Origin of the sequence: Ramlibacter sp., assembly GCF_013697775.1 — a bacterium.
Taxonomy (GTDB): domain Bacteria; phylum Pseudomonadota; class Gammaproteobacteria; order Burkholderiales; family Burkholderiaceae_C; genus Ramlibacter.
The window spans coordinates 1-8036 of the sequence record NZ_JACCWG010000479.1; the positions used below are offsets into that span (position 1 = coordinate 1).

At 72.0% G+C, this 8036-nt stretch carries 8 protein-coding genes and 1 pseudogene; 4 read left to right on the plus strand and 5 right to left on the minus strand.

Annotated elements, in window-relative coordinates:
• The coding region (locus tag H0U68_RS24290) for an MFS transporter (protein ID WP_296359607.1) at positions 1-656 on the plus strand (656 nt) is incomplete at its 5' end.
• A gap of 7 nt (positions 657-663) precedes the next feature.
• Here the strand turns inward: H0U68_RS24290 and H0U68_RS24295 are convergent.
• The 3 genes from H0U68_RS24295 to H0U68_RS24305 are packed head-to-tail and all read right to left on the minus strand — an operon-like array spanning position 664 to position 2373.
• Complete coding sequence (locus H0U68_RS24295) at positions 664-1479, minus strand: alpha/beta hydrolase (protein WP_296359609.1); 816 nt, start codon at positions 1477-1479, stop codon at positions 664-666.
• Positions 1479-1997, minus strand: coding sequence for an SRPBCC domain-containing protein (locus tag H0U68_RS24300; protein WP_296359610.1), 519 nt, complete (start codon positions 1995-1997; stop codon positions 1479-1481). Before H0U68_RS24300 ends, H0U68_RS24295 begins: the two co-directional genes overlap by 1 nt.
• Positions 1978-2373 carry a metalloregulator ArsR/SmtB family transcription factor gene (locus H0U68_RS24305; RefSeq protein ID WP_296359612.1) on the minus strand — a complete coding sequence of 132 codons (396 nt, stop codon included), beginning with the start codon at positions 2371-2373 and terminating at the stop codon, positions 1978-1980. Before H0U68_RS24305 ends, H0U68_RS24300 begins: the two co-directional genes overlap by 20 nt.
• A 110-nt stretch (positions 2374-2483) precedes the next feature.
• Here H0U68_RS24305 and H0U68_RS24310 point away from each other — a divergent pair, with 110 nt between their 5' ends.
• Positions 2484-3377: a LysR family transcriptional regulator gene (locus H0U68_RS24310; protein ID WP_296359614.1), complete on the plus strand. Its 894-nt coding sequence runs from the start codon at positions 2484-2486 to the stop codon at positions 3375-3377.
• A gap of 15 nt (positions 3378-3392) precedes the next feature.
• Here H0U68_RS24310 and H0U68_RS24315 read toward each other — a convergent pair whose 3' ends face one another.
• Complete coding sequence (locus H0U68_RS24315; protein ID WP_296359616.1) at positions 3393-3908, minus strand: nucleoside 2-deoxyribosyltransferase; 516 nt, start codon at positions 3906-3908, stop codon at positions 3393-3395.
• 1 nt (position 3909) lies between these two features.
• Positions 3910-4242: a hypothetical protein gene (locus H0U68_RS24320; RefSeq protein ID WP_296359618.1), complete on the minus strand. Its 333-nt coding sequence runs from the start codon at positions 4240-4242 to the stop codon at positions 3910-3912.
• 187 nt (positions 4243-4429) lie between these two features.
• On the opposite strand from H0U68_RS24320, the gene H0U68_RS24325 reads away from it, so the two are divergent.
• Positions 4430-6223 carry a BamA/TamA family outer membrane protein gene (locus tag H0U68_RS24325; protein WP_296359620.1) on the plus strand — a complete coding sequence of 598 codons (1794 nt, stop codon included), beginning with the start codon at positions 4430-4432 and terminating at the stop codon, positions 6221-6223.
• Positions 6220-8036 (plus strand): annotated as a pseudogene (locus H0U68_RS24330) (DUF490 domain-containing protein); the annotation flags it as partial. The gene H0U68_RS24325 and the pseudogene H0U68_RS24330, both read left to right, overlap by 4 nt.

Sequence of the window (8036 nt, forward strand, 5' to 3'; positions counted from 1 at the left end):
CGGTTGCGGCGGCCGGCGCGAACGGCGCATCGGTCGCGCCGCTGCCCGACATGCCGGCCGGCCAGGCGTTGCGCTCGCGCGCCTTCATCGTGCTGGCCGCGACCTTCTTCGCCTGCTGCGCGACGCATTCGGGCCCGATCTTCCACACCGTCAGCTACGCCATCGGCTGCGGCCTGCCGATCGCGGCGGCCGTCACCATCTACAACATGGAAGGCCTGGCGGGCCTGGGCGGGCGGCTGCTGTTCGGAGTGGCGGCCGACCGGCTGGGCGCCAGGCGGGTGCTGATCGCGGGCCTGCTGGTCCAGGCGTTCGCCGCGGCGTCCTATCTGCTGGTCAACCAGCTGGGCGGCTTCTACACGGTGGCGGCGGTGTTCGGCATGGCCTACGGCGGCGTGATGCCGCTGTATGCCACGCTGGCGCGCGAGGCCTTCGGTCCACGCATCCTGGGCACGGTGCTGGGCGCGGCCAGCATGGTGTCCAGCCTGGGCATGGCGCTGGGTCCGCTGGCGGGCGGCTGGCTGTTCGACCGCTTCGGCAGCTACGCCTGGCTGTACATCGGCTCGATGGCCATGGGGCTGGCGGCAGTGGCCATCGCCTTCCTGTTCCCGCGCGCGCGGCCGGCCGGCGGCATGGGGCTGCAGCCGGCCGGCGCGTAGGGCCTGTTCACCCCGGCGCCGCAAAGAAGCTGGCGAGCACCGGCGCCAGCACCGGGGCTTTCAGGTTGTGCGTGAGGCCCGCGACAGTGCGGTAGCTGGCGTTCGGCAGCGCCGCGGCCAATGCGGCGTTGCCGTTGCGCATCCACTGCGGGCTGCGGCCGCCGTCGGCCACCAGCACCGGCACGGCGACGCCGGCCCACCGTGCGGCATCCGGCGGCTTGCCGCGCTGCAGGTCCGCGACGAGTTCGCCGTCGTAGGGAATCGTGTGCGCCACGGCTTTGAGCCGCGGCCACATCGGCAGCAGCCGCATCATGGCGACGGCCAAGCCCGGCAGGCCGACCGAGCGCAGGAACTGCCGCACCGCCTGGGACCTGTCGCCCCGCGCGACTGCCTGCCGGATCGCCAGCCAGTCCTTCTCCGTTGTCGGCCGCGACCCGTCGGCGATCAGCGGCGCCTCGTACACCGCGACCTTCGCCACGCCGGGCAGCTGCGCCGCGGCATCGAGCGCGAGCACTGCCCCCGACGACGTGCCCCACAGCATGGCCGTACCGCCCGCGGCCTTGAGCACGGCGCCCAGGTCCTCGATCTCGCGCTGCACCGCATAGGGCGCGGTGTCGCCGCTCTTGCCGCGCCCGCGGCGGTCGTACTGGAACACGGTGAAGCCGTCGGCCAGGCACCGCGCCAGCGCGTCGCCGGGACCCATGCCGCGGTAGCACAAGGCGCCGTCGACCAGGATCACGGCCGGCCCGGCACCGGTCGCGCTGAACGCGATGCGTGTGCCGTCGGCCGAGGGCACGAAGGATTCGATCTTGCGCGGACGCATCACGGTGCGCCTTCGCCCGGCACAGCCGCCGCGAGGTACCGCTCGAGGTTGTCCAGGGTGCAGCCGGTTCCCTGGTCGACGCGCATCGCAAGGTACATCTCGCGCTCCTCGGGCGAACCGCAGGCGATGGTCACCAGCAGCTCGGTGGTCTCGCCGTGGTCGATGAACAGCACCGTGGACAGCGCGCCCTCGCCGGACGGCGTGGCCGGCATCCGCAGCACCAGCCGTTCGGGCGGGGCGATCTCCACATAGGTGCCGGCGAACACCTGCGTGCGGTCCGGCACGTCGTTGACCCAGCGGAAGGCGCCGCCGGGCCGCAAGTCGATCTCGCAGACGGCCAGCAGCTTGCCGCCCGGGTCCCACCAGCGGCTGACGTGCTCGGGCCGCGTCCAGGCCGCGAACACCTTGGCGCGCGGGGCGGCAAAGGCACGCCGCATGCGGATCTGGCGGTCGCCCGGCAAGGTGACTTCGAGCTTCCAGGGTGCGGGCGATGCCGCCCTACCGCTTCTTTGGCGCATGGCGTTGTTCCTTCGGTGGGTCGATCGGGGTGGTGGTCGGTGTGTCCATTTCCTGCAGATAGCTGTCCAGCGAGGAGAAGCGCTGCTCCCACAGCTCGGCGAACGGCCGGACCCATTCGGACACGTCCTTCAGCGGCTGCGGCAGCAGCGCGCGCGGGCGCCGCTGCGCTTCGCGCCGCACCAAAACCAGCCCTGCGCGCTCCAGCACGCGCAGGTGCTTGGTGATGGTGGGCTGGCTGAGGCCGAACGGCAGCACCAGTTCGGTGACGTCCGCTTCGCCCAGCGCCAGCCGCTCCAGGATGGCGCGCCGCGCGGGATGCGCGAGCGCGGCGAATGCGAAGCTCAGAGGATCGCGTTCCTGTTCTTGAATAGCCATGTGGCTATATTAACTGCATGACCCATTTCGTCAAGCGACCACTCCGGCAGCGGGGGTGTCGCGGGCGAGCCGAGGCAAACGCATAATGGCCGCAAGAATGCGGGAGGCCCATGTTCGATTGGAACGATCTGAAGCCGTTCCTTGCGGTTGCGCGACACGGCGGCACCACCGCCGCGGCGCGCGCGCTGCAGGTGGACCAGTCCACGGTGCAGCGCCGCCTGGTCGAGCTGGAGCGGCGCATCGGCCAGGCGCTGGTGGAGCGGCACCCCACCGGCTACCGGCTCACCGCCTATGGCCGTGAACTGCTGCCGCTGGCCGAAGCGGTCGAACAGCGCATCGCCAGCCTGGAGCAGCACATCCGCGGCTCGGCGCGCGAGCTCAATGGCGTGATCCGCCTCACCTGCCCCGAGCCGCTGGTGCACCGCATCACCGCATCGCCCCTGCTGGACCACCTGCATGCCGCGCATCCGCGCCTGCGCATCGAGTTCGTCACCAGCGACCGCTATCTCGACCTGGCCAAGGGCGACGCCGACGTGGCGCTGCGCTCCGGCGACACCGTGGACGGCCAGCTGGTCGGCCACAAGGTGGCGGATTCGCTGTGGGCGGTGTATGCCTCGCGCGGCTACGTTGAGCGCCACGGCGCACCGGCATCGCTGGCCGAGGCGACCGGGCACGCTTGGATCGCGCTGGATGCGTCCATGGGCGGGCACCGCGCCACGCAGTGGCTGCGCGAGGCCCTGCCCGCGGCCCCGGTGGCGGCCACCAGCGGCAGCATCCTGGGGCTGGTGCAGTCCACGCGGGCCGGCGTCGGCATCGCGGCGCTGCCCACGGCGCTTGGCGACGCCGAGCCGGACCTGCAGCGCCTGTTCGGCCCGGTGCCGGAGCTCACGCGCATCTGGCGCATCCTGACCACGCCGGCGCTGCGCAAAACGCCGCGCATCGACGCGTTCTTCCGCTTCATCGGCGACGAAACCGGCACGCTGCGCCCGATCCTCACCGGCTGAGCGCCGGCACCGCGTTCAGGACGGCCGCATGTGCTGCGCGCGCAGCACATGCAGCGCGGCGCGCAGGTCACCCACCACGATGCGGCACGGCACGCCCAGCATCAGGTTGAGCGGCAGGCCGAATTCCTCCAGCTGCCAGCCCGCCGCATCGGCCAGCCCGTTGCCCACCGCGTGCGGATAACGCTGGCGGATGCGCTGGGCGAAGCTGCCGTCCTCGCGCACGTAGCCGATCACCGGCTTGCCGCGCGCGGTGGCGTAGCCGATCTCGAAGCAGGTGCCGCTGTCCGGCTCGGGGCCGCGGAAGAAATCGAGGTTGGCCAGCACGGCGTCGCAGTCCTCGATGTGCGCCAGGTTGGCGCGGTAGATGCGCGCCGCCAGCGCCTGCGGCGGCACCTCGCGGGCCAGCGACGCGTCGAGCGGGAACACGCCGGCGAAGCCGTATTCGGCGCACAGCGCCACCAGCCCGCGGCCATGCTCCGCGGCGTTGGGGCGGAACACGTCGGGCCCGGCGAGGTACACGCGCAAGCCCATGTCAGCGCGGCCCCGTGGTTTCTGAAGCCGGATCGGGCAGCGGCCAGCCGAGCAGTTCGGCCAGGCGCGTCACCACCCAGGACGCTTCCATGGGCTGCACGGCGGATCCCGGCTCCGACAGCGCGGTGCGCATCCTGTCCAGCACCTCGCGCTCGGTCCCGCCGGACTTGAACAGCCTGGCCGACGCGTCTTCCGCCAGCATCTGCGCCAGGTCCTCGCACAGCTCGTAGCGCTGCCGCACCACGGCCACCGGCTCGGTCAGCCGCTGCCCGTATGGGGACACGAACAGCGCAAGGAATGAGGGCGGCACCTCGATCTGATTGGAATCGTCCATGGAGAAGATGTGCTGATGCGGGCTAGGAGGTGGCTTGAAACAGGCCCATGGTATTGGATGGCCGCAGCCATATCCGCTGAGCTTGTCGGCACGCGCAAATCCTCATCAGTCGAATTTGGCTGACGCAGCACGCGAAAACCGTCCTGCATAGTCGTTTCTTTTGCTTCTCGCGATTTGCAGGACCCCGATGCTCGACAGTGCCCGCCGGCCCATGCTGGCGCTCATCATGGCCATGGCCGCCGCCAGTGCCTTCGGGCAGGCCGCGGCCGTGCCTTCGTTCGACCTGGTGGTGCAGGCGCCCGGTGACCTGCGCGAGCTGCTGGAGCGCAACCTCGAGCTGCGCCGCTACCGCGAAGTGGCCGACCTGGACGACGCCGAACTGTCGCGCCTGATCGTGCTGGCCGAACGCGACGCGCGCCAGCTGCTGGGCACGCGCGGCTACTTCAGCCCGAAGATCGACATCACCCGCGACACCGCCGGCGAGCGGCCTCGCATCCTGATGGCGGTGGATCCCGGCACGCCCACGGTCATCGCCGGCGTGGACCTCGCCTTCGAAGGCGACATCGCCACCAGCACAGACGCCGACGCCGTCGAGCAGCGCGAAGGCATCCGCAGCGGCTGGGGCCTGCAGCCCGGCCGGCCCTTCACCCAGGAGGCCTGGGACGGCGCCAAGCGGCAGGCGCTGCGCGCGCTGACCGCCCGGCGCTACCCCACCGGCCACATCGACGACAGCGCGGCCGACATCGATGCCGCCACCAACCGCGGCGCGCTCGGCCTTCGGCTGAACTCGGGGCCGCTGTACCGGCTGGGCCCGCTGCAGGTCACCGGCGTGGAAAAGTACGACCCGGTGCTGGTGCCGCGCTTCGCGCAGCTGCGCCCGGGCAGCATCTACGAGCGCGACGAGCTGGTGCAGGCACAGCTGCGGCTCACCGGCAGCGGCTATTTCGATTCCGCCTTCATCGCGCTGGACCCCGAGGGCAACCCGGCGGCCGCGCCGGTGCAGGTGCAGGTGAAGGAAGCGCCGCTGCAGCGCCTGACCTTCGGCATCGGCGTGTCCACCGACTCGGGCGTGCGCGCCTCGGTCGAGCACACGCACAACCGGCTGCCGGTGGTCGGCTGGCGCACCGTCACCAAGCTCAACCTCAACCGCAAGACGCCGCTGGCCCAGTTCGAAACCACCTCCATTCCCAACGAGGACCTGTGGCGCTGGAGCGCGCTGGCGCGCGCCGAGCGCATCGAAGACGAAGGCCTGCTCACCCAGGGCGAGCGGCTGCGCGTGGGCCGCTTCAAGTCCTGGGGCGGCATCGACCGCAACTACTACCTGCAGTACGACACGGCGCGCGCCCGGCCGATCGGCGGCGGCACGTTGGCGCCCGAGGAGATCGGCACCGGCTCGGCGCTGAGCGCCAACTACGTGTGGACCGGCCGCTATTTCAACGACGACGTCGCGCCGACCTCGGGCTACGGCGTCACGGCGGAGCTGGGCGGCGGCGTCACGCTGGCCGGCGACAACGCGCCCTTCCTGCGGCCCATGGTGCACGGCGTGTACTACCGGCCGATGCAGGAAGGCCGGCTGCAACTGCGCGGCGAGCTCGGCGCCGTGTTCGCGCGCCAGTCGGCGCGGCTGCCGGCCACGCAGATGTTCCGCACCGGCGGCGACACCACGGTGCGCGGCTACGGCTTCCAGCAAATCGGCGTCGACCTGCCCAACGGCCGCGTCGGCCCGGGCCGCTACCTGGCCAGCACCAGCGTCGAATGGCAGCGGCCGATCCGCCGCCACGGCGCCGTCACGCCGTTCGAAAGCATGGTGTTCGTCGATGCTGGCGCGGTGGCCAACCGCGTAGGCGACCTGCACCCGCGCGTGGGCGCCGGCGTGGGCGCGCGCTGGCGCAGCCCGGTCGGCCCACTCGAAGTGGCGCTGGCTTACGGCTTCCAGCCGCGCAAGCTGCGGCTGCACTTCAACGTGGGAGTGACATTTTGATGCTGCGCAGGCTGTCGGAGGCGGTGCGCACCGCGTTCGGCCTGGTGCTCGGCACACTGGTGCTGCTGGCGCTGCTGACCGCCGGCCTGTGGTGGTGGTCCGGCACCGAAGGCTCGCTCGACTGGACGCTGCGCCGGCTCACGCGCGACCAGCCCGTGGCGCTGGAAGGCATCACCGGGTCGCTGCGCGACGGGCTGCACGTGCGGCGCACGGTCTGGGAGAAGGACGGCCTGCGCGTCGAGTTGCAGGACGCCCAGCTGGAATGGAAGCTCTTCGCGCTGCTCACGCGCACCTTGCAGCTGGACCAGCTGCACGTTGCGACGGTGCTGGTGACGGACAAGCGCCCGGCGGGCGAACCGCTGAAGCCACCCGCCTCGCTGCGCCTGCCGCTGCGGGTGGTGCTGGACCGCTTCACCGTGGGCAGCGCCGAGTACGACGGACGCGCGGCGCAGGTGAAGCTGGGCGAGATTGCCGGCCGCTATGCCTTCACCGGCGCGGCGCACGCGCTGCGGCTGGACAAGCTGCGCTGGGCCAACGGGCTGTATGGCGGCACGCTTGCGGTCGATGCTACCGGCGACATGAAGGTGCAGGCGCGCGTGCGCGGCTCGGCCACCGCGCCGGTGCCCGGTGCGGCCGGCCCGGTGCCCGTCGAGTTCACCGCGCAGGTGAACGGCCCACTGCAGTTGCTGGACGTGAAGGCGCTGCTCGACGGCAAGGCCGCCAAGCCGCAGGACGCGCCGCATGCCTCCGTGTCCGCGACGGTTTCACCGTTCGCGGCGCAGCCGCTGCCGCGCGCCAGCGCGCAGCTGCAGCACGTGGACGTCGGTGCCATCTGGCCGCAGGCGCCCACCACCTCGCTCAGCGGCCGGCTGGAGGTGCAGCCGGCCGGCACCTCCACCTGGCGCCTGAGCGCCGACCTGGACAATGGCGCGCCCGGCCCGTGGGACCAGCACCGGCTGCCGGCCGGCAAGCTGCGCGGCAGCGGAGAGTGGCGCGACGGCACGGCCTTCGTGCGCGAGCTGGTAGCCGCCGTGGCCGGCGGCGAAATCAAGGCCAAGGGCCAGTGGCATGCCGGCGCCTGGACGGTGGACGCCACCGTCGACGGCATCGATCCCGCGGCGCTCTACAGCCCGCTTGCACCGATGCTGGTGGCCGGCAAAGCGCACGCCCAGCAAAAGGGATCCGACATCGCGTTCGACGTGGACCTGAAGGGCCAGCCGCGCGCGGCGGCGAAGAAGACGCCAGCGAAGCAAACAGCCAAAGCGAAGGCGGACACCGACACGGCGAAGAAGGCTCCGCCTGCGGCGCAGGCGCTGGCCACCTTGCAGCTGCAGGAGCTGGTGGCCCGCGGCGACTGGTCCAAGGGCACGGTGACGCTCGACAGCTTCCGCGCCCGCGCCAGCGACGCCGTGCTGCAGGGCACGCTCACCGCCAACGTGGAAGCGAAAAGCGGGCGCGGCAAGGTGTCGCTGGTGGCGCCGGGCCTGAAAGCGTCGGCCGACGGAGAGCTCGCCGCCCGGCGCGGCGGCGGCAACCTGGTGGTCCTGGCGTCCGACCTGGCGCGCGCGCAGCAGTGGCTGCGCAAGCTGCCGTGGACGCCCGAGGCGCTGGCCAGCGCGCCGCTGGCAGGCAACGCGCGCAGCGCTATCGCCTGGCAGGGCGGATGGGAAGACCCCACCGTGCAGGGCTCGATCGACGCGCCGCAGCTGCAATGGGGCAGCGGCGAGCAGGCCTGGTCGGTGCGCGACGCGCTGGCCACCGTGCAGGGCCGCCTGAGCGACGCGCAGCTGCAGCTGCGCGCGCAGGCCCAGCA